Source organism: Microbacterium sp. NPDC090225 (assembly GCF_044772365.1).
Lineage (GTDB): Bacteria > Actinomycetota > Actinomycetes > Actinomycetales > Microbacteriaceae > Microbacterium.
The window spans coordinates 154,323-179,364 of record NZ_JBIVYS010000001.1; the positions used below are offsets into that span (position 1 = coordinate 154,323).

At 67.8% G+C, this 25,042-nt stretch carries 28 protein-coding genes; 20 read left to right on the plus strand and 8 right to left on the minus strand.

All coding sequences use genetic code 11. The annotated features are described in order from the left end of the window. The first annotated feature begins 59 nt into the window (after positions 1-59). From rplU to rsfS, 9 genes are all read left to right on the plus strand, one after another. Positions 60-368 carry a 50S ribosomal protein L21 gene (rplU, locus tag ACIQTT_RS00720; protein WP_247622159.1) on the plus strand — a complete coding sequence of 103 codons (309 nt, stop codon included), beginning with the start codon at positions 60-62 and terminating at the stop codon, positions 366-368. 18 nt (positions 369-386) lie between these two features. Next, a complete protein-coding gene (gene rpmA, locus ACIQTT_RS00725) occupies positions 387-644 on the plus strand; it encodes a 50S ribosomal protein L27 (RefSeq protein ID WP_247622160.1) in 258 nt (85 codons plus the stop codon). Positions 645-754: 110 nt separating this feature from the next. Next, positions 755-2,257: a GTPase ObgE gene (gene obgE / locus ACIQTT_RS00730; protein ID WP_402784690.1), complete on the plus strand. Its 1,503-nt coding sequence runs from the start codon at positions 755-757 to the stop codon at positions 2,255-2,257. Beyond that, a complete protein-coding gene (proB, locus tag ACIQTT_RS00735) occupies positions 2,254-3,036 on the plus strand; it encodes a glutamate 5-kinase (protein ID WP_247631998.1) in 783 nt (260 codons plus the stop codon). Before obgE ends, proB begins: the two co-directional genes overlap by 4 nt. Before the next feature lie 29 nt (positions 3,037-3,065). Next, positions 3,066-4,319 (plus strand): glutamate-5-semialdehyde dehydrogenase, encoded by a 1,254-nt coding sequence (locus ACIQTT_RS00740; protein ID WP_402784696.1) that lies wholly within the window; start codon positions 3,066-3,068, stop codon positions 4,317-4,319. 51 nt (positions 4,320-4,370) lie between these two features. Next, the gene (locus ACIQTT_RS00745; RefSeq protein WP_402784699.1) at positions 4,371-4,595 is read left to right on the plus strand and encodes a hypothetical protein; all 225 of its coding nucleotides are present in this window, start codon (positions 4,371-4,373) and stop codon (positions 4,593-4,595) included. 6 nt (positions 4,596-4,601) lie between these two features. Then, positions 4,602-5,204 (plus strand): nicotinate-nucleotide adenylyltransferase, encoded by a 603-nt coding sequence (gene nadD, locus ACIQTT_RS00750; protein WP_247622165.1) that lies wholly within the window; start codon positions 4,602-4,604, stop codon positions 5,202-5,204. Further along, a complete protein-coding gene (locus tag ACIQTT_RS00755) occupies positions 5,201-6,484 on the plus strand; it encodes a hypothetical protein (protein WP_402784702.1) in 1,284 nt (427 codons plus the stop codon). Before nadD ends, ACIQTT_RS00755 begins: the two co-directional genes overlap by 4 nt. A gap of 26 nt (positions 6,485-6,510) precedes the next feature. After that, entirely contained in the window at positions 6,511-6,861 is a 351-nt protein-coding gene (rsfS, locus tag ACIQTT_RS00760) for a ribosome silencing factor (RefSeq protein ID WP_402784708.1), read from the plus strand. Positions 6,862-6,887: 26 nt separating this feature from the next. Here rsfS and ACIQTT_RS00765 read toward each other — a convergent pair whose 3' ends face one another. Continuing rightward, positions 6,888-8,543: a dipeptide ABC transporter ATP-binding protein gene (locus ACIQTT_RS00765; protein WP_402784711.1), complete on the minus strand. Its 1,656-nt coding sequence runs from the start codon at positions 8,541-8,543 to the stop codon at positions 6,888-6,890. 170 nt (positions 8,544-8,713) lie between these two features. Here ACIQTT_RS00765 and ACIQTT_RS00770 point away from each other — a divergent pair, with 170 nt between their 5' ends. The 8 genes from ACIQTT_RS00770 (at position 8,714) to ACIQTT_RS00805 (ending at position 16,963) form a co-directional block, all read left to right on the plus strand. Further along, positions 8,714-9,922: a dipeptidase gene (locus ACIQTT_RS00770; RefSeq protein ID WP_402784714.1), complete on the plus strand. Its 1,209-nt coding sequence runs from the start codon at positions 8,714-8,716 to the stop codon at positions 9,920-9,922. Then, positions 9,922-11,541: an ABC transporter substrate-binding protein gene (locus tag ACIQTT_RS00775; RefSeq protein WP_402784717.1), complete on the plus strand. Its 1,620-nt coding sequence runs from the start codon at positions 9,922-9,924 to the stop codon at positions 11,539-11,541. Before ACIQTT_RS00770 ends, ACIQTT_RS00775 begins: the two co-directional genes overlap by 1 nt. A 32-nt stretch (positions 11,542-11,573) precedes the next feature. Then, entirely contained in the window at positions 11,574-12,536 is a 963-nt protein-coding gene (locus tag ACIQTT_RS00780) for an ABC transporter permease (protein WP_402784719.1), read from the plus strand. Continuing rightward, entirely contained in the window at positions 12,533-13,432 is a 900-nt protein-coding gene (locus ACIQTT_RS00785) for an ABC transporter permease (RefSeq protein ID WP_402784722.1), read from the plus strand. The genes ACIQTT_RS00780 and ACIQTT_RS00785 overlap by 4 nt, the downstream gene beginning before the upstream one ends. A 13-nt stretch (positions 13,433-13,445) precedes the next feature. After that, a complete protein-coding gene (locus tag ACIQTT_RS00790) occupies positions 13,446-14,624 on the plus strand; it encodes a M24 family metallopeptidase (protein ID WP_402784725.1) in 1,179 nt (392 codons plus the stop codon). A gap of 27 nt (positions 14,625-14,651) precedes the next feature. Beyond that, on the plus strand, positions 14,652-15,551 hold the full coding sequence (locus ACIQTT_RS00795; protein ID WP_402784728.1) for an alpha/beta fold hydrolase: 900 nt from the start codon (positions 14,652-14,654) through the stop codon (positions 15,549-15,551). Further along, positions 15,497-16,576 (plus strand): Lrp/AsnC family transcriptional regulator, encoded by a 1,080-nt coding sequence (locus ACIQTT_RS00800; RefSeq protein WP_402784731.1) that lies wholly within the window; start codon positions 15,497-15,499, stop codon positions 16,574-16,576. Before ACIQTT_RS00795 ends, ACIQTT_RS00800 begins: the two co-directional genes overlap by 55 nt. A gap of 102 nt (positions 16,577-16,678) precedes the next feature. Further along, positions 16,679-16,963: a hypothetical protein gene (locus ACIQTT_RS00805; protein ID WP_247622168.1), complete on the plus strand. Its 285-nt coding sequence runs from the start codon at positions 16,679-16,681 to the stop codon at positions 16,961-16,963. Between the two features lie 56 nt (positions 16,964-17,019). On the opposite strand, the gene ACIQTT_RS00810 is transcribed toward ACIQTT_RS00805, so the two are convergent. Continuing rightward, a complete protein-coding gene (locus ACIQTT_RS00810) occupies positions 17,020-17,193 on the minus strand; it encodes a hypothetical protein (RefSeq protein WP_402784734.1) in 174 nt (57 codons plus the stop codon). Positions 17,194-17,375: 182 nt separating this feature from the next. Continuing rightward, entirely contained in the window at positions 17,376-18,491 is a 1,116-nt protein-coding gene (locus tag ACIQTT_RS00815; protein ID WP_402784737.1) for an AI-2E family transporter, read from the minus strand. An 85-nt stretch (positions 18,492-18,576) separates the two neighbouring features. On the opposite strand from ACIQTT_RS00815, the gene ACIQTT_RS00820 reads away from it, so the two are divergent. After that, complete coding sequence (locus ACIQTT_RS00820; protein WP_402784740.1) at positions 18,577-19,398, plus strand: hypothetical protein; 822 nt, start codon at positions 18,577-18,579, stop codon at positions 19,396-19,398. Here ACIQTT_RS00820 and ACIQTT_RS00825 read toward each other — a convergent pair. From ACIQTT_RS00825 to ACIQTT_RS00835, 3 genes are all read right to left on the minus strand, one after another. Continuing rightward, positions 19,385-19,834: a BLUF domain-containing protein gene (locus ACIQTT_RS00825; RefSeq protein WP_402784743.1), complete on the minus strand. Its 450-nt coding sequence runs from the start codon at positions 19,832-19,834 to the stop codon at positions 19,385-19,387. The two genes, ACIQTT_RS00820 and ACIQTT_RS00825, sit on opposite strands and share 14 nt — an antisense overlap. Then, positions 19,831-20,088 (minus strand): hypothetical protein, encoded by a 258-nt coding sequence (locus ACIQTT_RS00830; RefSeq protein WP_402784746.1) that lies wholly within the window; start codon positions 20,086-20,088, stop codon positions 19,831-19,833. Before ACIQTT_RS00830 ends, ACIQTT_RS00825 begins: the two co-directional genes overlap by 4 nt. An 85-nt stretch (positions 20,089-20,173) precedes the next feature. Next, a complete protein-coding gene (locus ACIQTT_RS00835) occupies positions 20,174-20,347 on the minus strand; it encodes a hypothetical protein (protein ID WP_402784749.1) in 174 nt (57 codons plus the stop codon). Between the two features lie 284 nt (positions 20,348-20,631). Between ACIQTT_RS00835 and ACIQTT_RS00840 the strand changes: the two genes are divergently transcribed. After that, positions 20,632-21,582 carry an HAD family hydrolase gene (locus tag ACIQTT_RS00840; protein ID WP_402784752.1) on the plus strand — a complete coding sequence of 317 codons (951 nt, stop codon included), beginning with the start codon at positions 20,632-20,634 and terminating at the stop codon, positions 21,580-21,582. After that, complete coding sequence (locus ACIQTT_RS00845; protein ID WP_402784755.1) at positions 21,579-23,213, plus strand: SulP family inorganic anion transporter; 1,635 nt, start codon at positions 21,579-21,581, stop codon at positions 23,211-23,213. Before ACIQTT_RS00840 ends, ACIQTT_RS00845 begins: the two co-directional genes overlap by 4 nt. A gap of 22 nt (positions 23,214-23,235) precedes the next feature. Here the strand turns inward: ACIQTT_RS00845 and ACIQTT_RS00850 are convergent, their stop codons facing one another. Both ACIQTT_RS00850 and ACIQTT_RS00855 read right to left on the minus strand, forming a co-directional pair. After that, a complete protein-coding gene (locus ACIQTT_RS00850; RefSeq protein ID WP_402784758.1) occupies positions 23,236-24,066 on the minus strand; it encodes a mechanosensitive ion channel family protein in 831 nt (276 codons plus the stop codon). A gap of 78 nt (positions 24,067-24,144) precedes the next feature. Next, positions 24,145-25,038: a formylglycine-generating enzyme family protein gene (locus ACIQTT_RS00855; RefSeq protein WP_402791047.1), complete on the minus strand. Its 894-nt coding sequence runs from the start codon at positions 25,036-25,038 to the stop codon at positions 24,145-24,147. Positions 25,039-25,042 lie beyond the last annotated feature (4 nt).

Genomic DNA, 25,042 nt, shown 5'->3' on the forward strand with positions numbered 1-25,042 from the left:
GCAACAGTCTTCCCGTGAGATTCTCGGAGCCGCGAGCTCCCCAACGAAACAGGTATGAAGTGGTTTACGCAGTAGTGCGCGCCGGTGGGCGGCAGGAGAAGGTCGAGGTCGGCACGATCGTTCAGCTCGACCGTGTGCAGGCTGCCCAGGGCGAGAAGATCGAGCTTGCCGCTGTGCTGCTCGTCGACGGCGCTACGGTGACCACCGACGCCGACAAGCTGGCCAAGGTCAAGGTCACCGCCGAGGTCATCGGCAACCTCCGCGGCCCGAAGATCATCATCCAGAAGTACAAGAACAAGACCGGCTACAAGAAGCGTCAGGGCCACCGCCAGGAGCTCACGCGCGTCAAGATCACCGGCATCAAGTAAGACCGAGGAGACCAGGACATGGCACATAAAAAGGGCGCAAGCTCCACCCGTAACGGTCGTGACTCCAACGCACAGCGCCTCGGCGTCAAGCGTTTCGGTGGCCAGCAGGTCAACGCCGGTGAGATCATCGTCCGCCAGCGAGGCACCCACTTCCACCCCGGCGTGAACGTCGGCCGTGGTGGCGACGACACGCTCTTCGCGCTGTCCGCCGGTGCGGTGCAGTTCGGTGCGAAGGGCGGCCGCAAGGTCGTTAACATCGTCGCTGCAGGCGAGTAATCGCCGCACAGCAACAGACATCCGGTTCGGGGCGGGCTTCGGCTCGCCCCGTCCGTGTATCTGCCCACCGATTCCGGTGGGCAACAGCTATCACCTGAGGAGACCGACACATGGTCACGTTCGTCGATACCGTGACGCTGCACCTGCGCGCGGGTAAGGGCGGCAACGGCTGTGTCTCGGTGCACCGCGAGAAGTTCAAGCCTCTCGGTGGCCCGGACGGCGGCAACGGCGGCGACGGCGGCGACATCGTGCTGGTCGCCGACACGCAGACCGGCACCCTGCTGTCGTACCACCACTCGCCGCACCGCTCTTCGCCCAACGGCGGCTTCGGGATGGGCGACCATCGCGCAGGCTTCATGGGGGAGGACCTCGAGCTCCCCGTGCCCGTCGGCACCGTCGTGAAGAACACCGACGGCGACGTGCTGATCGACATGATCATCCCGGGTGAGCGCTTCGTGGTCGCGAAGGGCGGCCTGGGCGGACTGGGCAATGCGGCTCTCTCATCGCCCAAGCGCAAAGCGCCCGGATTCGCGCTCCTCGGTACGCCGGGCTACGAGGGCGATGTCGTCCTCGAGCTCAAGACCGTCGCCGACGTGGCACTCGTGGGGTACCCCTCGGCCGGCAAGTCGAGCCTGATCGGCGCGATCTCGGCTGCGCGGCCCAAGATCGCGGACTACCCGTTCACGACGCTGCACCCGAACCTCGGTGTAGTACAGGCCGGAGACGCCCGCTACACCGTCGCCGACGTGCCGGGACTGATCGAGGGCGCCAGCGAAGGCCGTGGTCTGGGCCTGGAGTTCCTGCGTCACGTCGAGCGGTGCTCGGCTCTGCTGCACGTGCTCGACTGCGCCACGCTCGAGCCGGGACGCGACCCGCTCTCGGACCTCGACGTCATCCTCGCGGAGCTGGCCGCCTACGAGGTGCCCGAGGGCCAGACTCCGCTCCTGGAGCGCCCGCAGTTCGTCGCTCTGAACAAGATCGACGTGCCCGAGGCGCGTGACCTCGCCGAGCTCGTTCGCCCGGACCTCGAGGAGCGCGGCTTCCGCGTCTTCGAGATCTCGACCGTGTCGCACGAGGGTCTTCGTCCGCTGACCTTCGCGCTCGGCGAGCTCGTCGAGAAGGTCCGCGCCGAGCAGGCCGCCGTCGAGGTGCCGCGCGAGCGCGTCGTGATCCGTCCGCGTGGCTCCAAGAAGGAGTTCACGATCCGGGTCGAGGGCGGCACGTACGGCAACGTCTACCGCATCCTCGGCGAGAAGCCGGTGCGGTGGGTGCAGCAGACCGACTTCCAGAACGAGGAAGCGGTGGGGTACCTCGCCGACCGCCTCGAGAAGCTGGGCGTCGAGGACGAGCTCTTCCGCCTCGGCGCGGTGCAGGGATCGACCGTGGTGATCGGCGAGGGCGACAGCATCGTCTTCGACTGGGAGCCCACGATGACCTCGGCCGCCGAGCTCATGACGGCACCGCGAGGCACCGACCCGCGTCTGGCGCCGAATGCGCGACGCACGACGTCGGAGCGTCGAGAGACCTACTACGAGCGAATGGATGCCAAGGCCGCGGCGCGCGCGGAGGTCGAGGCCCAGCGCCTCGCCGCCTACCGCGAAGAGGGCGAGTGACCGCACGCTCGCGTGCAGACCTCGCCACGGCTGCACGCATCGTCGTGAAGGTCGGGTCGTCGTCGATCAGCGGCGAGGCGTCCTGGCGCATTCCGGTGCTCGTCGAGGCACTCGCCGCCGCGCACGGACGGGGCACCGAGGTCGTGCTCGTCTCGTCGGGGGCGATCGCCTCCGGCATCCCCTTCCTTCGTCTCGACGCGCGCCCCACCGACCTCGCGACCCAGCAGGCTGCTGCGGCCGTCGGGCAGAACATCCTCGTGTACCGCTATCAGGAGGCGCTGCGTCCGTTCGACATCGTCGCGGGCCAGGTGCTGCTGACGACCGGCGATCTCGAGAACCCGACGTCGCGCAGCAACGCGCGTCGCGCGATGGAGCGCCTTCTGGGGCTGCGGGTGCTCCCGATCGTCAACGAGAACGACACGGTCGCGACGCAGGAGATCCGCTTCGGCGACAACGACCGTCTGGGCGCGCTCGTCGCCCAGTTGATCGAGGCCGACGCCCTCGTGCTGCTGAGTGACATCGAGTCGCTCTACACGCGCCCGCCCTCCGACCCCGGGGCCGAGCCGATCGATGTCATCGCCGCGGATGCCGATCTGAGCGGACTCGAGTTCGGAGCCACCGTCGTGAACAGCGTCGGCACAGGGGGAGCGGCGACCAAGGTCTCCGCCGCCAGACTCGCCGCCGCATCGGGGATCGGCGTGCTGGTGACCAGTGCCGACCTGGTGGATCGCGCGCTCTCGGGCGCCGAGGTCGGAACCTGGTTCGAGCCCGCCGTCTGAGCGGGATCGGCGCGCCCTAGACTGGGCGGATGACCGATCAGACCCCGCAGGTGCGCCTCGAGCGCGCGAAGGAGGCGTCGCGTGCGACGGCCGCTCTGACCAGTGGCGACAAAGAGCGCGTTCTCGAGGAGATCGCCCTCGGACTCGAGCGCGACGCCGAGCGCATCATCGCCGCCAACGCACTCGACGTCGCGCGCGGACGCGAGAATGGCATCGGCGACTCGCTGATCGACCGTCTGCGCCTCGACGACACGCGCGTCGCGGCTCTCGCCGCCGCCGTTCGTCAGGTCGCCGCGCTTGCGGACCCGGTGGGACGCGTGGTCGGCGGGCATCGGATGCCGAACGGCGTCTCCCTCGAGCAGGTTCGAGTGCCCTTCGGTGTGGTCGGCGCGATCTACGAAGCGCGGCCGAACGTCACGGTCGACATCGCCGCTCTCGCACTGCGTTCGGGGAACGCGGCCGTGCTCCGCGGCGGCAGCGCCGCGCGCGAATCGAACACCGTCCTCGTCGAGGTCATGCGAGAGGCACTGGTGCGATCGGGCGTCACCGCCGAGGCGATTCAGACCGTCGACGACTTCGGGCGAGACGGAGCGAAGGCGCTCATGAACGGGCGCGGTTACATCGACGTGCTCGTTCCCCGGGGGAGCGCCGGACTCATCGAGACCGTCGTGACGGAGTCGACCGTTCCTGTCATCGAGACGGGGGCCGGGAACGTGCACATCGTTCTCGACGAGTCGGCACCCGACGACTGGGCGCGCGACATCGTCGTCAACGCGAAGGTACAGCGCCCGAGCGTCTGCAATGCGGTCGAGACCGTCCTCGTGCACCGCCAGGCGGCACCGCGTCTCATTCCCCTCGTGGCCAGTGCCCTGCAGAGCGAGGGCGTGGCGATCCACGGCGACGACATCGTCGCCGGTCTCGTATCGAACGTGATCCCCGCGACGGATGAGGACTGGGCGACCGAGTACCTCAGCCTCGACATCGCGATCAAGGTCGTCGACGATCTGGATGAGGCCCTGGCGCACATCCGCCGCTACAGCACCGGACACACCGAGTCGATCATCACGACCGACACCCGCAACGCCGAGCGTTTCCTCGCCGAGGTGGACTCCGCGGTCGTCATGGTCAACACGTCGACCCGCTTCACCGATGGCGGCGAGTTCGGTTTCGGTGCCGAGGTGGGCATCTCGACGCAGAAGCTGCATGCCCGGGGCCCGATGGGCCTCGCCGAGCTCACGAGCACGAAATGGCTGGCGCGTGGGTCGGGGCAGACGCGCGGCTGAGGGCTAGACTGGATCGCGCTGCACTGACTCAGGTCACGAAACGGAGAAACGATGAACTTCATCGCACAGGTCGCGATGGCCGCTGCGGAAACCGAGCACCACGGCAACGTTGCCCTCGAGACCGTGATCTTCGGTGTGATCGCGGCGATCATCTTCGCCTTCCTCGGTCTCGTGACACTGTCGTACCGCAACGTCGCCAACCGTCACTCGGCGAAGGCCGACGCCTGGGCCGCGAAGCACGGCAAGGACGGTCACGGGGCAGGGCACGGCCACTAAGGCACTATGAAGACCGTGACCTCGCGCGCTCCGCGCATCGGTGTGATGGGTGGAACGTTCGACCCGATCCACCACGGTCACCTCGTCGCCGCCAGTGAGGTCGCGCACTCCTTCGATCTCGATGAAGTCGTCTTCGTCCCGACCGGACGCCCCTGGCAGAAGTCGGACGTCACCCCGAGCGAGCACCGGTACCTGATGACCGTGATCGCGACGGCATCCAACCCGCAGTTCACGGTCAGCCGCGTCGATGTCGATCGCGAAGGGCCGACCTACACGATCGACACCCTGCGCGATCTGAAGCGGGATCGACCGGATGCGGAGCTCTTCTTCATCTCGGGAGCGGATGCCGTGGCGCAAATTCTCAGTTGGAGGGACCATGATGAGTTGTGGGAGTTGGCCCACTTCGTCGCGGTCTCCCGGCCAGGACACGTCCTGAGCACGGACGGCCTCCCGAGCGACAACGTCAGCCAGCTGGAGGTGCCGGCCCTGTCGATCTCGTCGACCGCCTGCCGAGAGCGGGTCCGGGACGACCAGCCGGTCTGGTATCTCGTTCCCGACGGGGTCGTCCAGTACATCGCGAAGCATCATCTGTATCGGAGCAAGTCATGACTACATCGGATCAGCAGGGTCAGGGTCCGCTGACACGCAAGCAGTTGCGTGAGATCCGACTGACCGGATCGACGCCCGTCATCACCGACGACGAGGCGGCGGCGTCGGCCGCACCGACGCGCGAGCCCGACGCCGTCGTCGAGAAGCCTGCCGCCGCGAAGCCTGTCGTCGAGAAGCCTGCCGCCGCGAAGGCTGTCGAGAAGAAGCCTGCCGCTGAGAAGCCCGCTCCGGCCCCCGAGACTCCGGCCCCCGAGACGCCCGCTGCCACGGCGCCCGCACCGGCCGTCGCAGCACAAGCATCGTTCCCCGCGGTATCCGGCGCCCCGCTCACACGCCGTCAGGCGCGCGACCAGGAGCGCGTTCGCACGGCATCCGTGCCGGTCGTCGAACCCGAGGACGCCGCGCCCGTCGCTCCGGTGGAGCCGGCGGAACCGGCAGCCCCGGTTCCGGCCCCGCACATCCAGTCTTCGGTCGAGTCGACCCCGATCGTCGACGCCGTACCGGAGTTCTCGGCCCCCGCGGACCCGACCGACGACGTGATCGTCGCCGACGACCTCACCGATGATGATGACGACGCAGAGGTCGCGATCGCGCCCGTGAGCGCCGCCGGCGCGAGCGCGTCGGTGGGCGACGTGCCGCTCGAGGCGTCCGCGGAGGAAACGCCGGACGACCTTGACGACGTCGATGCCGTTCTGGGTCTCGACCAGGAACCCGCCCTCTCGGACACCGATGACGTGCTCGCCGACGTCGGAGACGACGACGAGGTCATCGCCCCCGATGAGCGCCCCACCGTGAACCCGGCCTTCGGGGCGTCCGTGATCGACAAGACGCAGAAGCCGTTCGCGCCGTCGTTCGACGAGCTGCTCACGGTCGGCGATTCGAGCGGGTCTCAGCACACGTCGCCCAGCGCGCTGATCTTCACCCCCTCGCCGGGCGAGGGGTCGCTCTCAGGACCGGTCGCATCGACCGGCGAGATCCTCGTCACCGGGTCCTACGAGCTTCCGCGCGGCATCGGCTCCCAGGGCCACGCCCACGGCGTGGCCGACGGCAAGGACGTCGATGCGGTCCTCATCGACGGCGAGCTGCCGCCCGCCTCTTCTCCCACGCCGATCGCCGCCAGCTCGGCGGTCAGCACCATCAAGCCCGCCGGCGAGGTCATCCGACCGCCCGCCCCCGAAAAGGGCAACAAACTCATGCTCATCCTTGCGATCGTTGCGGGTGGTCTCGCTCTCGCACTGGGCGTGGTCCTCGTCGTCGCCTTCACCACGAATGTGTTCTGATGCAATCACCTGAATCCGCTGAAGCCATGCTGCAGATCGCTGCGGCCGCCGCCGTCTCGAAGGGTGGCGAAGACCTCGTCGCTCTCAACGTCTCGGAGCCGCTCCCGCTCGTCGACATCTTCCTGCTCGTCACGGGAAACAGCGAGCGCAACGTCGCCGCGATCGCCGACGAGATCGAGGACCGTCTCATCGAGGAGGGGCACAAGCGTGTCCGCCGCGAGGGTCGCGCCGAGTCTCGCTGGGTCCTGATGGACTTCGGCGATCTGATCGTTCACGTGTTCCACCAGGAGGAGCGCGTGTACTACGGGCTCGAGCGCCTGTGGAAGGACTGCCCCGTCGTGCCGATCGACCTCCCGGAGCCCGTCGCGGGGGAGTGACCCCCGCACTGCGGGCGCCGCGCGCCTCAGGCGCTGAGCGGGGTCCGTCGCTGCAGCATGCCTCTTTCGGCCCGCGTCTGAGGGGGGATGGCTGACAGCAGCGACCGCGTGTAGGCGTGGGAGGGTTCGCGGTAGACCTGATCGGTGTCACCGATCTCGACCATGTTGCCCAGGTACATCACCGCGACACGATCGGCGATGTGGCGGACGAGCGACAGATCGTGCGCGATGAAGACGATCGACATGCCCAGGCGCTCCCGCAGATCGCAGAGAAGGTCGATGATCTGCGCGCGGATGGAGACGTCCAGCGCGGACACCGGCTCATCGCATACGAGAACGTCGGGGTCGAGTGCGAGTGCCCGAGCGATACCGATTCGCTGCCGTTGGCCGCCGGAGAACTGGTGGGGGAAGCGTGACCCCATCTCGGGCGTGAGGCCCACGAGTTCCAGAAGCTCGGCGACGCGCTCCCGTCGGCTGGCCGCGCTTCCCGTGCGCGTCGCAGCGAGGGGTTCGGCGATGATCTGCTGCACCGTCATTCGGGGATTCAGAGACATGTACGGGTCCTGGAACACCATCTGGACGCCGCGACGCAGGATCTTGCGATCACGGAGACGCCCGCGCGTGACGTCCTGATCGCGATACGTGAGGGTGCCGACGTCGGGTGAATCGAGCCCGACGAGCATGCGTGCGAGAGTCGACTTCCCGCTGCCCGACTCGCCCACGATCGCGAGGATCTCTCCCTTTCGCAGGTGAAGGTCAACGCCGGCGACGGCAGCGACTCGGTGCGCTCGGCGCCCGCTGCCCGAGCGGAACGTGCGCTCGAGTCCGGTGCCCTGGAGGATCGGCGCGGCCTCGTCGTCGTCGACGGCTGCGGTGACGTCGCGCGGCAGGGAGTGCAGGAGTTGCAGCGTGTACGGGTGCTGGGGAGCGGTGAGCACCGTGTCGGCACTTCCCGCTTCGACGATCCGACCCGAGCGCATCACCGCGACCTGATCGGCGACTTCCATCACCACGCCGAGATCGTGGGTGATGAGCAGGATGCCCATGCCGAGGCGATCGCGGAGCGAGAGGAGCAGGTCGAGGATCTGTGCCTGGACCGTCACATCCAGTGCCGTGGTCGGTTCATCCGCGATGATGAGATCGGGTTCGAGGGCGATCGCCATCGCGATGAGGATCCGCTGCCGTTGTCCGCCCGAGAACTGATGGGGATAGTCGTGGACCCGCTTCTCCGGCGTGGGGATGCCGACCATCGTCAGCAATTCCACCGCGCGCTTCTCCGCCGCACGGCGGCTCGTAGAGCGGTGCGCTCGAATGAGATCGATGATCTGGTCACCGATGCTGAGCACGGGGTTGAGTGCCGACAGGGCATCCTGCATGACCAGGCTCACCTGCACCCCGCGCAGTCGTCGATGTTCCTCGTCCGAGAGCGCGAGCAGATCGGCGCCGTTCAGGGTCAGACCGTCGGCGGCCACGTCGCCCTTGTCGATCAGACCCATGATGGCCCGCGCGGTCATCGACTTGCCGGACCCGGACTCCCCGAGCAGCGCGAAGACCTCGCCGCGTCGCACGGCGAGGTCGACGCCGTCGACGACGCGATTGCGACGTCCATCGGACGACAGGGTGACGGTGAGGCCTCGAACGTCGAGGACGATGTCGTGCTCTGCTGCGGGCGTGGTGTGCATGAGGCCATCATGCCAGGAATCTGCTCTGAAATGTTTCGAACAGGAAACATCTCAGCCGAAAATCACCACGTGTATTGACATTTGCGCCGAAATCATCGAGATTCGAGGAAATCTCCCCTTCGTCGAGCGGGAGAGGCTTCCCCGCACCACCGAATCGAAGGAGCGCATTCGTGCTCGAACCAGCCGACCGTTACACCGGTTACACCGCCTACGACTACCTCGAAGCGGGCAAGGACTACCGTGAGTTCCGCTACGCCAAGCAGATCGGCCGAGTCCCCGCCTACGAGGGCCTCGACCTCAGCGCTCCTCAGAAGGAGCGCACCGAACGCCTGCTGCGCGAAGAGACCGTGATCTCGCTGCACGAGCACGTCCAGGTCTTCCCCGAGGACATGGGTGAGCTGCGCGACCACATCCGCCAGGGTCGCGAACCCACCGGCTACCAGGGGCTCGCGCGCTCCGGGCTCACGGCCGTCTTCGACAACGGGATGGACGGCACGTGCTGCATCTCGAGCGACGCCGGGTGGAAGTACCAGGACGTGCTGTTCGATCTGGGGGTTCGGATGGCCGACCTCGCACACCAGGACTTCGTCATCAAGGCGGAGTCGATCAAGGACATCCGTCACGCCGCCGAAACGGGTCGGGTGGCCCACATCTTCGCGCTCGAAGCGGCGACGATGATCGAGAACGAGGTCGATCGTCTGGACGTGCTGTACGGCTTCGGTGTGCGCCAGATGGGCATCGCGTACTCGGAGGCGAACATGCTCGGCGGCGGTCTCAAGGAGCGGGGCGACGGCGGCCTCACCTACTTCGGCGAGCGCGCCGTCGAGCGCATGAACAAGCTCGGGATCGCCATCGACATCTCGCACTCCGGCGACCGCACCTGCGTCGACGTCGTCAAGCACTCCAAGGTTCCGGTGTTCATCACTCACGCCGGCGCGCGGGGACTGTGGCCGACGAACCGCATGAAGACCGACGAGACGATCATCGAATGCGCGAAGCGCGGGGGAGTCATCGGCATCGAGGCAGCACCCCACACGACGATCTCGCCGCAGCATCCGAAGCACTCTCTGGAGTCGGTCATGGACCACTTCCAGTACTGCGTCGATCTCGTCGGTCTCGAGCACGTCAGCTTCGGCCCGGACACGCTTTTCGGTGACCACGTGGGTCTGCACGACGCGTTCTCGTCGAACCTGTCTCTCGGCCAGGCGCACGCCAACGTCGACTACGAGAAGCAGCCCTACGTCGACGGCATCGAGAACCCTGCCGAAGCCTTCTACAACATCATCGGCTGGCTCGTGAAGCACGACTACTCCGACGACGAGATCCGCGCGGTCGTCGGCGGGAACACCATGCGCGTACTCGAGGAGGTTTGGGTCTGATGAAGCACAGCAAGTACCTCGCGCTCGGCGCCGCCGCGGCTCTCGCCGTCGGTCTCGTCGCCTGCGCCCCCACGGCACCAGAGCCCGGGGAATCATCCGGGAGCACCGGCCCCAGCGATGAAACACTCAGCATCGGCACGACGACGGATGTCGTCAACTTCAACCCCGTGCTCGGTAACAGCCGCACGGACTCGTGGATCACCAACCTGATGTATCCGCACCTGCTGAGCATCAGCGATGACGGCACCAAGGAAGCCCACGTCGCGACCGACTGGGGCTACGTCGACGACACGACCGGGTTCTATGAGATCCGTGACGACCTGACGTGGAGCGATGGCGAGCCGCTGACGGCCGAGGACGTCGCCTGGACGCTCAACGCCGTCAAGCGCGATGAGGCACCGGGAACGTTCTTCGGTCAGCTCGGCAACCTCGACACCGCCACCGCGGTCTCGGACACCCGCGTCGAGCTCACGCTCACCCAACCCGACTCGTCGATCGTCGACGAGATCGGCTTCTGGGGTGTCGTGGTGCCCCAGCACGTGTTCGAGCCGCAGGGCTCCATCGCGGAGTTCGCCAACGACGGCAGCGACGGCGGATGGGTGGGCATGGGCCCCTTCATTCTCAGCGACTTCCAGGTGGGGCAGCACTACACGCTCGAGCGCGTGGAGGACTATCCCCTGGTCGACGGCGGCGTGCCGGGACCTGCCGAGGTCGTGTACCGCGTGTATCCCGATGTGAACACCGAGATCCTGGCGCTGCAGAGCGGCGAGATCGACGTGATCGCGAACGCCCTGCCACCCGCGCAGGTCGAGCAGCTCAGCAGCACCGACGGCCTGCAGGTCATCGAGGCGGCGGGTCTCGGCTACGCCCACCTCGTGTACAACATGGAGAAGCCGGATCTCGCGAACGTGCTCGTGCGTCAGGCGCTCGCTCATGCGGTCGACTACGAGGCGATCCGCACCGTGGTTCTGCAGGGTCAGGCGGTGTCGACAGGATCGAGCGCTCTCATGCCGGTGCTCGCGAAGTACTACGACGACTCGGTGACCGAGTACGTATTCGACCCCGAGGAATCTCGTTCCCTCATGGAGGAGGCAGGATACACCGCCGGCGCAGACGGCACCTTCCCGGTCTCGTTCCGCCTGATCTACTCGCTGCAGGACAGCGTGACGAGCCAGTGGGCGCAGATGGTCAAGGACAGCGCTGCAGAGGCGGGCATCACGATCGAGCTGCAGGGCACCGAGCGCAACACCTACCTGTCGATGACGAGCGAAGGCGATTACGACATCTACGCCGGCAACTTCGCCATCATGGACGATCCGGTGACGAATTTCGCGCTCTCCTACCTGCCCGATGGAGCGATCAACTACACGCACGTCGACGACCCCGAGCTGAACGCCCTGATCGAAGAGGGCATGGTCACCTTCGACGAGGACGAGAAGATCGAGATCATGCGCGAGGCGAACAAGATCGTGCACGAGCAGGTCTACGACAACATCATGTACACGCAGAACCTGTTCTTCGCCGCCAGCGACGAGTGGGCCGGCTTCGTTTCGAAGCCGAGCGAACTGCTCTCGATCGTGAACCCGCTCTCGCTCGCGAGCGCGCACCCGGTCGAGTAATACAACCCCCACTCTCGAGGAAGGTCGCCCGGGTGTCCCGAGCATCGTTCATTCTCCGTCGCGCAGGTAGAGGTCTGCTCACGATCTGGTTCGCCGTGACCGTGACATTCCTGCTGCTCCGTCTGCTCCCCGGTGACCCGGCGCTCGCGCTGGCGAGCCCGAACATGACGGATGCCATCCGGGCGACCATCCTCGAGCAGTACGGCCTCGACCAGCCCCTCATCGTGCAGTACGGGCTGTACATGTGGCAGCTGGTGCAGGGCAACCTGGGCATCTCGTTCACCCAGTCCATCCCCGTCCTCGACGTGCTCCTGCAGCGGCTGCCGTGGACACTGCTGCTGACGCTCACGGCGTTGGCTCTCACGATCGTGATCGGCATCCCGCTCGGCGTCGCCGCAGCGTCGCACAAGGGACGCTTCATAGATCGGGCCGTGCAGATCGTCGGCGTCACTGGTCAGTCTCTCTTCGTGCCCAGCGTGGCCATCCTGCTGCTCTTCGTCTTCGGGCTGAACCTCGGATGGTTCCCGATCGGGGGCGCCTACACGAACAACACCTACGGCGTCGAGTGGTACCTGAGCGTCGCGCAGCATCTCGTGCTGCCGGCGGTCTCGCTCATGCTCATCCAGGTGGGGTCCTACGTGCTCACCATGCGCTCCACGCTCATCGAGACGTTGGGGGAGGACTACATCCTGCTGGCCAAGGCGAACGGGCTCAGGGGGCGCCGCATCCTCTGGAAACACGCGCTCCGCAACGCGCTTCTGCCGACGACGACCCTCATCGGCCTCCAGCTCGGTTTCCTCGTCGGCGGAGCCGTGCTCACCGAGACGGTGTTCGCCTACCCGGGCATCGGCCGCGGGATCTACGAGGCCGTCACGCAGCTCGACTTCCCGGTGCTGCAGGGGGCCTTCCTCATGCTCGCGGTCACGGTGGTCGTCGCCAACACCGTCACCGACATCATCTACGGCTACCTGGACCCGAGAGTGAAGACCTCATGACCGCTCCGCTGCCCTCCACCGAGAACCTGCACCCGACCGAACCCGCCGCCGTCGGCAGCGAGCGGGCGAGCGCCCATACGTGGCGCGCGTTCCGGCGCGACCCGCTCGGGATGATCTCCCTGGGTCTGCTGGTCCTCCTCGTGATCGTCGCGCTCGCCGCCCCGCTGATCGCGCCCTACCCGGCCAGTTACGGGCCCGACGTGCTCAGGCCGCCGGGAGGCGAGCACTGGTTCGGTACCGATGCCCTGGGGCGCGATGTGTTCTCCGAGGTCATCTGGGGAACCCAGCAGAGCGTGCTCGTCGCGGTCGCGGCATCCGTCATCGCGATCGTCTTCGGAACGATCATCGCCGTCATCGGCGCCTACTTCCGTCGCCTCGACGGATTCATCAGCGTGATCGTCGACATGACGCTCTCGCTGCCGGTGCTGCCGCTGATGATCCTCATCGCCGCCCTCGCCGGCCCGAGCACGACGACGATCATTCTCGTCGTCGCCGCTTTCTCGTGGCCGGAGGTGACTCGTCTCGTCCGGTCGCAGGCCCTCACCGTCGTCGGCCTGCCGTACGTCGACGCCTCGCGTCTGATGACCACGTCCCCGCTGTGGATCATCTCGCGGCATGTCCTGCCCGCCGTGACCCCGGTCGTCGTGGTCTCGGTCGTGGTCACGGCATCCCGGGCAGTGCTCTCGGCCGCGGGCCTCGCGTTCCTCGGCCTCGGCGATCCGACCACCTGGTCGTGGGGGCGCATCCTCTACGAGGCCCAGCAGGCCGGCGCCATGGTGAGCGCGTGGTGGCTCACGCTCTTCCCCTCGATCGCCATCCTCATCCTGGTGCTCTCGGCGACGCTGCTGTCGATCGCTTACAACGACGCGCGGAATCCGCGCCACCTCGCCCGTTGAGAAGGAGACCCACATGACCGAGCTCGATCAGCGTCTCCCTCCCCAGTTCTTCGACCGGGTGCAGGAGCGCGTGCGGTCCATGATGGCGGAGGAGGGGTTCGACGGCTTCCTCACCGACCATCCCGAGGACATCGCGTATCTCACTGGATTCTTCCACCATCCTTCGGAGCGTCCCGTCGCGATCTGGGTGGATGCGAGCGACCGCGTGGTCATGCTTCTGCCCGAACTCGAACGGGAGTACGCGGAGTCGCAGTCGGCGCGAGCGGAACTCGTCGCCTTCTTCGAGTATCCCGGGGTGACGTCGCCCTACACCGCGCTCACGAGTGCCGTGCGGCCGAGGGGTCGCGTGGGCTTCAGCTCGTCGATGACGTTCCAACGCCTCGCCGCGGCGCGCGCGGCGATGGGCGATGCCGATCTGGTCGCATCCGACCTCATCGCCCGTGCCCGCTACGTCAAGTTCCCCGAGGAGATTGAGCTGCATCGGGAGGCCGCACGGGTGACGGATCGGATGCTCGACGCAGGGGTGCGCATGGTCGCCGGAGCGATCTCCGCCGGGGGAGACCTCCCGACGGAGGCCGAGCTCGAACGCCACGTCACCGCGACGGGGACGGCGATCATGTACGCGGAACATCGCAATGTGGTCGTCGCCTCGCTGCTCGCGGGCGGCCTCGTGTACTCCGGCGCGAACTCGGCCTTCCCGCACGGCCTGCCCTCCGTGAACCGGTTGAAAGCGGGAGACACGTTCATGCTGTCTCTCGGCTGTGCGGTGGGTGGCCGCTTCATCGAAGGCGAGCGCACCTTCGTGCTCGGCGAGCCGACGGCGGATCAGCGGCGCTACCACGACACCATCCGCGAGGCCCAGGCCGTCGGGCGCGAGACGATCCGCGCCGGACGGGAGTGCCGTGAGGCGAACCGTCTGTGTCTCGATGTCGTCCGCGAGGCGGGGCTCGGGGCGTACATCCGCCACCGGCAGGGGCATGGAATCGGACTCGGCATGCACGAGGCACCCTGGCTGGAGGACGGCGACGCCACTGTTCTCGCCGCCGGAATGGTCGTGTCCAACGAGCCGGGCATCTACGTGCCGGGCCACGCGGGGTACCGCATCAGCGACAGCATGCTCGTGACCGCCGACGGCGCCGAGGCGTTGACCACCTTCCCCCGCGACCTGGATGACTGCACGATCGCTCTCTGAGCGCCACCGACCGAGAAAGAGGACGACATGACATCGACACCCGAGGTATCTCCGGAGTTCGCCGCCGCCACCAGCGACCACCTGTGGATCGAGATCAACGGCAATCACCTGGCCGTCGAGGTTCTCGGGCCCGAGGGGGCGCCGGTGATCATCACCCACCACGGTGCGCCGGGACTCGGCTCGCGAGCGGAGCCTCGGGCGAGCTTCGGACGTCTCGCCGACGAGTACCGGGTCGTCGTCTTCGACGCTCGGGGAAGTGGCGCGAGCGCGGGGGAGGGCACGTACAGCCACGAGCAATGGGCCGCCGACATCGACGGCCTGCGCGAGTGGATCGGCGCCGAGCGGATCGTGATGGCCGGTGGCTCGTACGGGGGCTTCATGGCCATGGAGTACGCGCTGCGCTATCCCGATCGCGTCGCCGCCGTCGTGCTGCGCGACACTTCTGCCGACAATTCCAACGCCCACCTCGCCCGCGAGAACGCCCTCGCCTCGGATCGCGTCACGATCGACATGGAGAAGTTCGACCGCATCGACGTCGGTCAGGTGCGCGACGACGAGGATCTCAAGGACTGCTGGCGCGAGATCCTCCCGCTGTACGACTTCGTCTACGATCCCGAGGCCACCGAGCGGAAGGTGCAGGCGACGCCCTATCGTTATCGGGCTCACAACTACGCGTTCTCCTTCAACCTCCCGAACTACGACCTCAAGCCGCGTCTACATGAGATCTCGGTGCCGACACTCATCACCGTGGGGCGGACGGACTGGATCACGCCAGTATCGTGTAGCCAGGTGATCGCCGATCTCATTCCGGACTCCGAGATGGTGGTGTTCGAGAAATCCGGGCATTCGCCCCAGATCGAGGAGGCAGAGGCGTGGACCGACGCAGTGCGCACCTTCCTGCACCGGGTGTACCCGCCGACGGTATGAGCGCCGTGCAGATGGGACGCGAGGTCAGCGACCTCGACCGGCGCATCGTCGTCGCGCTGCAGCAGGACGGCCGCGCGAGCTGGACCTCGATCGCGGAGTTCGCGGGGGCATCGGTGTCGACCGTGACCCGCCGCGGACAGCAGTTGCTCGCCGAGGGAGTGGTGCGGGTCGGGATCGTGCCGACGCTGGGCAGCGAGGGGCACGTCGAGACGTTCTTCGTGCGCATCAACTGCACGCCGGGATCTCAGCTCTCCGTCGCAGAAGCCCTCATCGGGTCGCCGTACGTGCGCTTCGTGACGCTCGTGACCGGGAAGTTCGACGTCTTCGCCGAGGTCGTCATCCCGGGAGATTCGGCGACGTACGCCCATGTGCTGACCGATCTGCAGGGAATCCCGGGCGTCGAGCGATGGCGTAGCGATCTCGTCGTGCACACCTACAAGGTGAGTTTCGACTGGGGGCGTCAGCTCTACGACTCCCATGCGGAGGCCGCAAGCGATCCTCAGTCGTATATGCCGGCGCCGAACACCTGCGACCCCACCCACTTCGACGATGCCGATCATGCGATCGTGCGCGAACTCAGCGAGAACGGGCGGGCGTCGTTCCTGTCTATCGCTGCGAAGCTCGAGATGAACGAGAGCAGCGTGCGGCGGCGGTACGAGCGCATGCGCAGCGCGGGGTGCCTGACGACGGTCACGATGGTGCCGGCATCGGCCCTCGGTATGAGCGCGGAGACGCTGCTGATGCTGCGAGTGGAGCCGTCGCGCCTCGCCTCGGTCGCCCAGACGCTGTCGCAGCACGTGTCGGTGCGCTTCCTCGCGGCGGCTCTCGAGGAGAACTCGCTCTACTGCGAGATCATCCTGCCGAGCACCGAGACGCTGCACGACTTCCTCACCGGCACGATCGCCCACCTCAAGGGGGTGCGCGGCTGGACCGCGGCCATGGAGCTCGTGTTCATGAAGCGTGGTTTCATCGAGACGCCGTGGTGGCGCGCACAGGTCGCGTCGGCCGGGGCTTCTGAGAGCTGAGCGCGGGCTCGGCATCCTGCATGGATTCTGTCAAGGGTCTTTCCCGGCGGTATACCGGCGCGCACACTCTTTCTTAAGGGGAGAGAGTCTTGGAGGGCCGACATGACAGAGGATCCCGAACCGCGCTACGTGCTGCGACGGATCACCCCGACCGAATGGGTGATCAACGACCAGCGCTTCCCTGCGAACGACCCACGTCACATCGTCGCGTGCGTGTACGAATACGCCGAGACCGAGGTCGAGGTGGTGTGGGTGCGCGACCTGCCGCTCGCGATGCGCTACTCGAACGCCTTCGAGGTGCTCGCCGACGTCGAGCGCATGCACGGGTCGAGCCGAGCCACCCGCCCGGTGCAGATTCCTCATCTCCCGCCGTTGCTGGCCAACTGAGTCGGCACCGAAACGGGCGGATGCGATATCTCGCACCCGCCCGTCGGAGGCCTCGTTCATTCGCCTTCTGCGGCGATCCGATCGGCTTCAGCGCTGTCGACCTGCGCGCCGTCGATATCGGCATCGACCTCTTCCGTGCCGTCTACCTCGTGCGTGGGCACTCCGTCGCGGTCATCGTCCGACTCGTCTCCGAGCGACGGGATCGGGGGGATCGGTGGGGGATTGGACATCGGATGCTCCTCTCGTCGGTGAGTCGAGCCAGCCTAGAATTCGGCGGTCGCAGAGAAGAGGCCGTTGACGCGCGCGGCGTCGGGCGGTAGGTGGCGTCGATCCCGATCGCGATGGGATGCTCGCGTGTCGGCGCCACGAATCGGCGTTCGCGGCCTCTTCTTGCTTCTTGCGTCCGCCGGGGCTAGACGGTCTCGGACCGCTTCTTGCGGAAGGGGCGAGCCGGGGTGTGCGGTCCGTCCCACACGGTGATGATTCCCCAGGCGACCGCGGCGAGGGGTACCGAGAGCACGGCTCCGACGATGCCGCCGAGGATCGTACCCGCGGTCAGGGCGAGCAGGATGACGAGGGCATGCAGCTTCAGCGACCGCGCCATGACGACCGGCTGGAGGAAGTTGCCCTCGAGCTGGTTGACGAGCACCACGATGCCGACCACGATCAGCGCCGCCACCGGCCCGTGCGTGACGAGGGCGACGAGGGCGGCGAGGATTCCCGCGGCCGTGGCGCCCACCAGGGGGATGAAGGCGGTGAGGAAGACGATCACGGCGAGCGGGACCGCGAGCGGGATCTGCAGGATAGCCAAGCCGATTCCGATGCCGAGCGCGTCGGCGGCGGCGACGATCGACGTGCCGCGGATGTACCCGCCGAACACGTCGACGGTCTTGTCGCCGATCCGGCGCGCCCGCTCGTAGCTCTCACCGGTGAAGGGACGCAGCAGGAACTCCCAGATACGGGGCCCGTCCTTGAGGAAGAAGAACAGCACCACGATCATCAGCGCGAGTCCGGTGAAGAAACTGGCCGTGGCCGAGACGCCGGCCAGGGCGCCCTGGCCGAAGGATGCGCTCGTGAGGAAGTCCTGCGCGTTCGCCCAGACGTCGTCGAGGTCGATGGCCCCGAAGTCGAACGGGAGAGTGCCGAGCCAGTCGGTGACCTGCGCGATGCCGTCGGTGGCGGAATCGACGAGGTCGTCCCACTGCGATCGCACCGTGAGCACGATGACCCAGACGACGCCGCCGAGAACGGCGAGGATGCCGATCAAGGCGATCCACGTGGCGAGGATCGACGGCATCCCGCGACGGCGCATCAGGGCGACGAGCGGATGGATCGCACTCGCGAGGATCAGCGCGATCGTCACGGGGATGAAGACGAGGGAGAGCTGCGTGATCACGAGCACGCCGACGGCGACGAGAGCGAGCACGATCAGGGTCTGCAGGCTGCGGGTCGCGACGACACCGAATCCTCGAGACCAGAGCCCCGGCTCGGCGGGCGTCGGCATCTCCGGTCGTCGGAACAGTCCCATCGGTTTCCTCCCGTTCGCCGGCGCTCGCGCACCGTGAGTGTCCAACCTAGCAACCGCCCCTGACGCTCTGTGGCAGGTTGGAGGGATGGACACGTTCCCCGCTCACGAGACGAGGCCGATTCGACGCACCCTGCTCGTCGGATTCGGCAAGCTCGGCGCTCGGCTGGCCCCCTCGTTGATCGCGGCCGGGAGCGAGGTGTTCGCGCTTCGCCGCTCGGCATCCGCCCTGCCCGCGGGCGTGATCGGTATCGAGGCAGACGTCGCGTCGCCGGTGCTCGTCGCGCTCCCGTCGGTCGATTCACTGGTCATCACCCTGCCCCCGGGAGAGGGATTCGACGCATACCGCAGAGCGCTCGGCCACCTCGCCCGTGCTCTGCCGGCGATCCCGGAGCGCACGGTGTTCGTATCCTCGACGGGTGTCTTCGCGGGTGAGGGGCCCGGCCATGTGCTGACGGAGCGCACGGTGCCGCACCCGCAGACCGAGCGCGCGCAGGCGATCCGCGATGGCGAGCTCGCCGCGCAGGAGCTGCTGTCCGCGGTCGTGCTCCGCCCTGCGGGCATCTACGGCCCGGGCAGGGACTTCCTCATCCGCCGCGTGCGCGAGCATGCCGAAGTGGACTATCGGCGCTGGACCAACCGCATCCACGAGAGCGACCTGGTGCGCACGATCGACACGCTTCTGCGGATGCCGTCTCCGCCGGCGCTCCTGCACGCCGTCGATGAGGAGCCGGTGCGGCTCGGAGAGGTCGTCTCCTACATCGCGTCGTCGCTGGGCATGGAGGCGCCGCCGGACGCGGGTGCCGGCGCGGACTCCGGCCACGTGCTCGACGGTTCGCTCCTGCGCCGGGTGCTCGGGGGTCTCGAGTTCCCGTCGTTCCGCGCCGGCTACGACGCTATGCTCCCGTGACGGACCGGCTCGCACGGACACGGAACCAGAGGGTCAGCTCTGCCAGCGCACGCCGTGCGGTCTCGCCGTCGGCCCCGTCGTCGAGATCGTCGAACGAGTCGCGGTAGCCGTCGGGAACGGCGCCGCCGGAGTCTCGGAGGGGCCGATAGCCCATCGTCCAGTCGGTGAAACGGCGCTGGGGGATCGCATCGTCGAGGAGGACGCGGAGGTCGTGGTGTCGTCGGTCGCGACGGATCGCCTCGATGAGGGAGTCGACGGTCGCTCGTGGGCCTTCGAGGACCTGGATGAACCGACCTTCGCGATACAGGAGCATGCCCGTGACGTCATGCTCCCCATTCCGGCGGCGGCAGGTCGCGAGGAGTTCATCGAGTGCGGTGCCGCGGAACGGTTGCGACGCGGTGCTCGTGTAGACGACGGAGACCAGCTCGGCGCTCATCGGTCACCTCCGACGAGCTCATCGCCGGCGGTCGCCAGGGGCGTGCGCGTGGAGGATGCGGTGACGGCATCCGTCGCCTCGGCGAGGGAGGCATGCGACCCGAGCTCGTGGGATCGCGCGTCGAAGGCGACGTAGCGCCCGTCGGTCTGCCGATCGACGTAGCCGAGGAAATCCCCACCACGGCTGCCGACATGGAATCCGTCTTCGACGCACGCCCACAGGACGTCGGCCGAATGCTGCTCACGATCGTTCACAGGAAGAACCTACGGGGAGCCGCCGACATCGTCTTCCCCCTTGCGCGACACCCGGCGCGTGCGGCAGGGAGGAGGGAGCGAATCCCTATGCGCCCGTGTCGGAGCCCGACTCCGGCTCATCGCCGGAGCCGGAGCCGGAGCCGGAGTCGGGGACGGCGGGAGCGAAGTCGGCGTCGGTGATGTCGCCGGCGGCGATGTCGGCGTCCGGGCCGTCGTAGGAGCGGGAGTCGTTCGGCGCGGAGGAGTCGGGGGTGCTCATGGGGTCTCCTGTCTCGTGTGCGGAACAGCATCCTCTCGACCCATCGGCGCCGTGGTCGAGGTCGTTGACTTCCGTCGCCCGATCGTGCTCGACGTCGCCCGCCCCGTCGCCGCCCGCCCCGTGGCCGGGCTGGTGATGCCAGCGGAATCCGACACCTCGCGCGCTGAATTCACCCGTTGCGGGTGGGGCACGTCCGCGTCCGGCCCGCCAGGATCGATGCGACCAGACCAGGTGAGTCCGAAGGGGCGTCGTCATGCAGCATCCGTCCGAAGAAGTGCACTCCGATGGTCGATGAACTGCCCTCCTGGCGGGACGGGGATGCCCGTCGGGCGATCGAGGCGTTCGTCACGCGCACCACGAGCGCACAGGCGCCGGTGCCGGTCGACGAACGCATCGCCGTCTTCGACAACGACGGCACCCTGTGGTCCGAGAAGCCGTTGCCGGCGCAACTGCACTACATCATCGGGCGCTGGACCGCCGCAGCGGAGGAGGATCCTCGGTTGAGGGAACGCCAGCCCTATCGGTCGGCGGTGAGCGGTGATCTGTCGTGGCTCGCGCGGGCGATCGATCGGCATCACGCGGGTGACGACCATGATCTGCGTCCCGTCATCGCCGCGATCGTGGCGCTGACCGACGGTACGGATGTCGAGGAGTACGCATCGACCGTCTCCGCGTTCTTCGAGGATGCGCGCCATCCGGTGCGGCGAACCTCGTACTTCGAGACCACGTACCAACCGATGCGCGAACTGCTCGCGTACCTCGAAAGTCACGAGTTCACCTGCTACATCGTCTCGGGCGGCGACCGCGACTTCGTGCGGGTGATGTCGGAGAGGGCGTACGGAATCCCGGCCGAACGCGTCATCGGTTCCGCGCTCGGACTCTCCTACGACGCGGAGACCGGCCGCGTCCGGTACGGCTCCTCGTTCTCCTTCCTCGATGACGGCCCCGAGAAGCCGGTCCGCATCTGGAGCAGGATCGGGCGCCGGCCGATCCTCGCCGTCGGCAACTCGAACGGTGACATGCCGATGCTCGACTTCACGCTCGCGGGCGAGCGCGACGCCCTCGCGCTCCTCGTCCATCACGACGACGCCTCACGTGCGGACCCGCCCTATGAGGCCGGTGCGGAGAAGGCACTCGCCGCCGCGGCGGCGCGCGGCTACACCCCGATCAGCGTCGAGAGGGACTGGTCGACGATCTTCCCGCCGACGCGCGGCGACGAAAGTGCGGATCGGTGACCACGGCGCCGGTCTCTGCGCGGCGGCGGCGGTGGTTCGCGCCGACGCTCGCCGGGTACGACCGCGGCTGGCTCGGTCGGGACGTCGTCGCCGGCCTCGCCGCCGGAGCGGTGGTGGTGCCGCAGGCGATGGCCTACGCCACGATCGCCGCGCTGCCCGTCCAGGTGGGGCTCTACACCTGCATCGTCCCGATGCTCGTCTACGCGCTGCTCGGCGGATCACGTGCGATGAGCGTGTCGACGACCTCGACGATCGCCACGTTGACGGCGACCACCCTCGTCTCCGCCGGAGTGGCGGCCGGAGCGGAGGAGCCGCTCGGAGAACTCCTGGTGCTGACCCTGCTCGTGGGGGTGTTCCTGATCCTCGCCCGTCTGGCGCGCCTGGGGGGCCTCGTCGAGAACATCTCGGGCGCCACCGTCCTCGGTCTCAAGATCGGTGTCGGCGCGACCGTCGCCGTCGGCCAGCTCCCCAAGCTCCTCGGCGAGTCGGCGGACTTCTCGGGCCACGGATTCGTCCGCTCGCTCGTGGCGGTCGCACAAGCGCTCGACGGCGCGAACCTCGCCACGGTGGTCCTCTCGGTCGTGTCCGTCGGGCTCCTCGTGGCGCTCAAGCGTTTCGCGCCGGTCGTTCCGGGCACGCTCGTGGTCGTGGTCGGCGGCATCCTGCTCGTCGCTCTCGCCGGTATCGATCGCCTGGGGGTCGACCTGATCCAGCCCGTCCCGTCGGGGTTCCCCGTTCCCGTTCTGCCGGACTTCTCGAGCATCGGTGCGCTCGTGCCGGGAGCGCTCGCGATCGCCGTCATGGCGTTCCTGGAATCCACGGCCGTCGCGCGCGGGATACGTCGGCCCGGGGAGCCGCCCATCGACAGTGATCAGGAACTGCTCGCGACCGGTGCGGCGAATGTCGTCGGATCCCTCTTCTCGGCGATGCCGGCGGCCGGCGGCTTCTCCCAGAGCGCCGTGAATCAGAACGCCGGAGCCCGCACCCAGGTCTCGACGCTCGTGACGGTCGGCCTCGCCGTCCTGGTCGCGCTCTTCCTCGGCCCCGTGCTCTCGTTGCTGCCGCAGGCGACGCTCGCCGCCATGGTCTTCGTCGCGGTCGTCGGGCTGATCGACGTGCCCCAGCTGATCCGGTGGTCGCGGATCAGCCCCGTCGACTTCTGGATCGCCCTCGTCGTCGCACTCGTGGGTCTCTCGGCCGGGCTGCTCATCGCGGTGGCCGTCGGCGTGATCGTGACCCTCGTGCTGGTGCTCCGGGAGCTCAACACCCCTCGGCTCTCGATCACGGCGCGGTCGGGTGACGTCATCGCCGTGCATCTCGGACGCGGCCTCTACACGGCGAACGCCCTCGCCAACGAACGTGCGATCGTCGAACTCGCAACGACGCAGGAGCCGCCGGTCTCCGCGGTCGTCCTCGACCTCGAGCGGATGGATGCGATCACGATCACCGTGCTCGACGCGCTGCACGACCTCGACGGGGAGCTGAGTGCTGCCGGCATCGTGCTGCACATCGCCGCTCTGCCGGGTCGCGCCGTCGCCGTGGCGGAGAAGACCCCGTGGTACCGCGGACTGGGCGACCAGGGTCGGGTGCATGCGACCGTCGCGGAGGGCGTCGCCGCTTCGACGCCGTGAGCCGGAGCGTCCGGCGGGCGCCTCAGATCCTGTCGGGGGGAGTCAACGGGGCGGTCGTCGGTTCGCTCGTCACCGCGGCCCGCCTTCCGGATGCCTCGAAGCCGGCCGCGATCGCGCGGACGACGTCTGCGGTGACGGCCACGGCATGGGCCGGATGGTGCCAGAAAAGCACGCGCACGGTCAGCCGTTCCGGCGAGATCGCAACGGGCAGTGCACGAACGTGCTCGCGCGCGTGCACGCCCTCGACGGAGATCGTCGCCTGCGCGATCTCCTCGAGGAGGGAGTCGACGGCCGCCGACTGGCGCTCCACCCGTACCTGCACTTCGCTGCGCCGTGCGCCGTGGGTCGAATCGTTGATGATCGGGTCGCCGAGGATCTTCGCGTTCGGCACGTGCGCGGTGCGACCGTCCTGTGTCACCAGCACGACGGAGCGCGAGTTCAACTCGGTCACGGTGCCGACGATCAGACCGTCGGGTCCGTCGACACGGATCTCGTCGCCGAGTTTCACCGGCTGCCTGGCCTGGATCAGCACGCCGGCCGCGAAGTTGTCGGCCACTCCGCGCAGCACGAGCGCGAGCACGACGGCGACGAGCAGGACGATCGCCAACAGGGGTTGCACGTTCGCGCCGAGCACGGCGAACGCGACGCCGACGCCGAGCAGCACGAGAAGATACCCGCAGATGCGGGAGACGGCATGGGCGACGTTCTCGGTGATCCCCGGTGTGCGACGGAGGAGTGCGAGGACGCCTTTCCGCGCATATCGCGAGAGCACCCATCCCGCGATCACGATCGCCAGAGCGATCAGCAGGTCCCACCACTTCACGTCGTCGGGCAACAGGGAACGCAGGTCCATGGCATCACGGTACAAGCTGGCACTGCCGCTGCACGAGGCCGAGTGTGGCGGAGCGGCGAGGCCGAGTGTACGAAGCGGTTAGGCCGAGGTGACGCAGCGGAAGCCGATGTGGGACATCCCCGTGTCCTCCGCCTGTGGTGACCGCGCCGCGGGGCGGAACCGCAGGCAGTACTCGGGGGAGCACAGGTGCGAGCCTCCTTTGAGCACTCGGCGGGGGATCGAGGGCAACCCCTCCTGTGCACTGGCACGGGCGAGGAGGTTCGTGCGCTTGCCGGGATCGACGGCGGAGTCGCTCAATCGCAGGTGTCTCGGGGTGTAGTAGTCCGTCGTCCACTCCCAGACGTTCCCGGTCATGTCGTGCAGGCCGTATCCGTTCGGCGGATAGGAGCCGACGGGAGCCGTGCCGCCCCATCCTCGGTTCTCGTACGGGAAGTGCCCGATCCAGGAGTTCGCGAGAGGGATGCCGTCCGGATACGTCTCGTCGCCCCACGCGTACCGGGCCCGGTCGAGCCCGCCGCGGGCGGCGTACTCGTGCTCGGCCTCGGTGGGCAGCCGCTTGCCCGCCCACGTCGCATAGGTCTGGGCGTCTTCGAAGGCGATGTGGACCACCGGGTGCTGGGGACGGTCGTCGCTCGACGAATCCGGTCCGAACGGCTGCCGCCAGTACGCGCCGGGTTGCCACCTCCACCAGCCGCGCCAGTCGTTCAGATCGACCGGACCGGTCGTCGGCGTGAACACCATCGCGCCCGGGACGAGGTCGGCGGGGTCGGCGCCGGGGAAGCCGGCCGGATCGAGTGGCCGTTCGGCGACCGTCACGTATCCGGTCGCGTCGACGAACTCCGCGTAGTCCGCGTTCGTCACGGTGAAACGATCGATGAGGAAGGACTCCATCTCCCGCTGATGCACGGGACGCTCGTCGGGATAGAACTCCTCGGACCCCATCGAGAACGTGCCGGCGGGGATGCGCACCATGTCG

What these genes read in the sequence shown, in the direction of transcription:
- rpmA (WP_247622160.1), top strand. Translation starts at nt 387, where the DNA reads ATGGCACATAAAAAGGGCGCAAGCTCCACCCGTAACGGTCGTGACTCC.
- obgE (WP_402784690.1), top strand. Translation starts at nt 755, where the DNA reads ATGGTCACGTTCGTCGATACCGTGACGCTGCACCTGCGCGCGGGTAAG.
- ACIQTT_RS00740 (WP_402784696.1), top strand. Translation starts at nt 3,066, where the DNA reads ATGACCGATCAGACCCCGCAGGTGCGCCTCGAGCGCGCGAAGGAGGCG.
- ACIQTT_RS00745 (WP_402784699.1), top strand. Translation starts at nt 4,371, where the DNA reads ATGAACTTCATCGCACAGGTCGCGATGGCCGCTGCGGAAACCGAGCAC.
- nadD (WP_247622165.1), top strand. Translation starts at nt 4,602, where the DNA reads ATGAAGACCGTGACCTCGCGCGCTCCGCGCATCGGTGTGATGGGTGGA.
- ACIQTT_RS00755 (WP_402784702.1), top strand. Translation starts at nt 5,201, where the DNA reads ATGACTACATCGGATCAGCAGGGTCAGGGTCCGCTGACACGCAAGCAG.
- rsfS (WP_402784708.1), top strand. Translation starts at nt 6,511, where the DNA reads ATGCTGCAGATCGCTGCGGCCGCCGCCGTCTCGAAGGGTGGCGAAGAC.
- ACIQTT_RS00765 (WP_402784711.1), bottom strand. Translation starts at nt 8,543, where the DNA reads ATGCACACCACGCCCGCAGCAGAGCACGACATCGTCCTCGACGTTCGA.
- ACIQTT_RS00775 (WP_402784717.1), top strand. Translation starts at nt 9,922, where the DNA reads ATGAAGCACAGCAAGTACCTCGCGCTCGGCGCCGCCGCGGCTCTCGCC.
- ACIQTT_RS00785 (WP_402784722.1), top strand. Translation starts at nt 12,533, where the DNA reads ATGACCGCTCCGCTGCCCTCCACCGAGAACCTGCACCCGACCGAACCC.
- ACIQTT_RS00790 (WP_402784725.1), top strand. Translation starts at nt 13,446, where the DNA reads ATGACCGAGCTCGATCAGCGTCTCCCTCCCCAGTTCTTCGACCGGGTG.
- ACIQTT_RS00795 (WP_402784728.1), top strand. Translation starts at nt 14,652, where the DNA reads ATGACATCGACACCCGAGGTATCTCCGGAGTTCGCCGCCGCCACCAGC.
- ACIQTT_RS00805 (WP_247622168.1), top strand. Translation starts at nt 16,679, where the DNA reads ATGACAGAGGATCCCGAACCGCGCTACGTGCTGCGACGGATCACCCCG.
- ACIQTT_RS00810 (WP_402784734.1), bottom strand. Translation starts at nt 17,193, where the DNA reads ATGTCCAATCCCCCACCGATCCCCCCGATCCCGTCGCTCGGAGACGAG.
- ACIQTT_RS00815 (WP_402784737.1), bottom strand. Translation starts at nt 18,491, where the DNA reads ATGGGACTGTTCCGACGACCGGAGATGCCGACGCCCGCCGAGCCGGGG.
- ACIQTT_RS00820 (WP_402784740.1), top strand. Translation starts at nt 18,577, where the DNA reads ATGGACACGTTCCCCGCTCACGAGACGAGGCCGATTCGACGCACCCTG.
- ACIQTT_RS00825 (WP_402784743.1), bottom strand. Translation starts at nt 19,834, where the DNA reads ATGAGCGCCGAGCTGGTCTCCGTCGTCTACACGAGCACCGCGTCGCAA.
- ACIQTT_RS00835 (WP_402784749.1), bottom strand. Translation starts at nt 20,347, where the DNA reads ATGAGCACCCCCGACTCCTCCGCGCCGAACGACTCCCGCTCCTACGAC.
- ACIQTT_RS00840 (WP_402784752.1), top strand. Translation starts at nt 20,632, where the DNA reads ATGGTCGATGAACTGCCCTCCTGGCGGGACGGGGATGCCCGTCGGGCG.
- ACIQTT_RS00850 (WP_402784758.1), bottom strand. Translation starts at nt 24,066, where the DNA reads ATGGACCTGCGTTCCCTGTTGCCCGACGACGTGAAGTGGTGGGACCTG.
- ACIQTT_RS00855 (WP_402791047.1), bottom strand. Translation starts at nt 25,038, where the DNA reads ATGGTGCGCATCCCCGCCGGCACGTTCTCGATGGGGTCCGAGGAGTTC.